Origin of the sequence: Mesorhizobium sp. M7D.F.Ca.US.004.03.1.1 (genome assembly GCF_003998635.1) — a bacterium.
In the GTDB taxonomy this organism is placed as follows: domain Bacteria; phylum Pseudomonadota; class Alphaproteobacteria; order Rhizobiales; family Rhizobiaceae; genus Mesorhizobium; species Mesorhizobium loti.
In genome coordinates, this window is record NZ_RZQG01000877.1 from 1 (window position 1) to 2,428 (window position 2,428).

Sequence of the window (2,428 nt, forward strand, 5' to 3'; positions counted from 1 at the left end):
GGCTCCAACCACTCGTCGTGCACGGCGCCAAGCAGCGGATCCTCGCGGAACTTCGCCTTCACCTGGTCGGCGATGCGGCGCACCTCCTGCCGATCCGGCCCCATGACGCGCATCTGCACCGGCCAGCCGGTCGGCGGACCGAGGAAAAGGCGGTCGACCTTGGCGCGGATGGACGGGAAGTCTTGCGCCAGGACGGTGCGCAACTTGACGATCAGCCGTTCGCGGGCCGGTTCGTCATTGGCCATGACGAGCAGTTGGGCGAAGTTGGGATTGCGCAGTTGCTGGTCGAGCGGCAGGAAGAAGCGCGGCGCGCCTTCGCCGATATAGGTGGCGATGAAACGCTTGTCCTTGTCGTCCATCATCTTGCTTTCGAGCGCCTTGGCCTGCGCCTCGACTTCCTTGATGCTGGTGCCTTCCGGCAGCCAGAGGTCGACGAGGATTTCCGGCCGCGACGATTGCGGGAAGAAGTTCTGCGGAATGAACTGGAACGCCCACAGGCTGGTGCCGAAGGTCACCAGCGTCATCACCAGGACGATGATGCGATGGCGCACCGCCCAGCCCACCGTAGCGCGAAGCCGGCGGTAGAAGCGCGTGTCGAAGACATCGTGATGGCTGCCGGCATGCTTGCGCTGCTTGAGGATCATGTTGCCGAGCCACGGCGTGAAATAGACCGCGACGAACCAGGACACGATCAGCGCGATGCCGACGACATAGAACAGCGTGCGGACATATTCGCCAGCCGTGGAAGCCGCGAAGCCGACCGGGATGAAGCCGGCGGTGGTGATCAGCGTGCCGGTCAGCATCGGGAAGGCGGTCGAGGAATAGGCGAAGCTCGCCGCCTCGATCTTGACCAGCCCCTCCTCCAGCTTTCGCTCCATCATCTCGACGACGATCATGGCGTCGTCGACAAGCAGGCCGAGCGCGATGATCAGCGCGCCGAGCGAGATGCGCTGCAGGTCGATGCCGAGTTCGTACATGATGGCGAAGGTGGCGGCGAGCACCAGCGGAATGGCGATAGCGATGACCAGGCCCGAGCGCCAGCCGATTGACAGGAAAGAAACGACCAGCACAATCAGCAGCGCTTCGCCAAGCGCATGCATGAATTCGGCCACCGCATCCGTGACGACGCCCGGCTGGTCGGAAATCTGGTCGACCGAAACGCCGTAGGGCAGCGCCTCTTCGAAGCGCTTGTAGGTAGCCTCGACATCCTTGCCGACATCGGTGACCTTGAAGCCCTTGGCCATGACGACGCCAAGTTGCACGCTATCATGGCCATTGAAGCGGTATTTGCGCTGGAACGGATCTTCGAGCCCCGACGTCACCGTGGCGATGTCGCCGAGCCTCGTGACCTGGCCGCCGGCGCGCAGGCGCAGGTTCCTGATGTCCTCGACCTTGCTGACATCGCCCTCGACGGAAATGCGCACCGAATTGGTGCCGGTGTCGACGGAGCCGGCCGGGTCGACATTGTTCTGTCCCTTGATCGCGTTCTGCAGGTCGGTCAGCGTCAGGCCGCGTTCGGCCAGCGCCTTGGACGAAACGTCGATATAGAGCTTTTCCGGCTGGTCGCCGATGATGACGGCCTTCTCGACGCCGGGCGTCGTCAAAAGCATGTCGCGTGCCTGGATGGCGAATTTCTTCAGTTCGGGATAGCTGAAGCCATCGCCGCTGATCGAATGCAGCGTGATGAAGGTGTCGCCGAACTCGTCGTTGAAATATGGGCCGAGCAGGCCTTGCGGCAGATCGCCCTGGATATCGCCGACCTTCTTGCGCACCTGGTAGAAGGCGTCCGTGACTTCGGCGGCGTTGGTGTCGCCCTTGATCTGCACCGTGATGATGGCGCTGCCGGCGCGGGTGAAGGAGCGCACGAAATCGAGATGCGGCGTCTCCTGCAGCTTGCGCTCGATCTTGTTGACGACCTGGTCTTCCATCTCCTTGATCGAGGAGCCCGGCCAGATCGCCTGGACGACCATGACCCGGAAGGTGAAATCGGGATCTTCCTTCTGGCCCATGCGCATCAGGCCGAGCGCACCGGAAATGATGATCAGGCCGAACAGGAACCGTGCAATGGACGGATGGCCGATTGCCCAGCGCGACAGGTTGAAAGGCCGCTTCTCTTCCGTGGAATTGGTCATCGATGCTGGTCCATCTTTTCAAAGCAACAAGATCGAATGCTTGGTAGTGGCTTCCGGGCGGCAAGGCTCTCCGAGCGGAGAAACGCTCATCGCGGTGGGACGCGAAAATCGATGTGGGGGTTACATCAATCGAGCGCCTCGGTTCGAGCGCTTGCCGCCCGGAAACCAGCGGCTGCGGGAACGCGCAGCCGGTTGTCTGTCGTTAGCGCACCTGCTTGGCGTCGCCGTCAGCCGCAGATGCGGACTGCAGTGCCGCATCGCCGGCGAGTTTCACCTTGAGGTTCTCGGTCATGAAC

1 protein-coding gene is annotated in these 2,428 nt (G+C 62.5%); it reads right to left on the reverse strand.

What is annotated here, in order from left to right; translation table 11 throughout:
- The coding region (locus EN935_RS31225) for an efflux RND transporter permease subunit (protein ID WP_164771499.1) at positions 1 to 2,132 on the reverse strand (2,132 nt) is incomplete at its 3' end.
- Positions 2,133 to 2,428 lie beyond the last annotated feature (296 nt).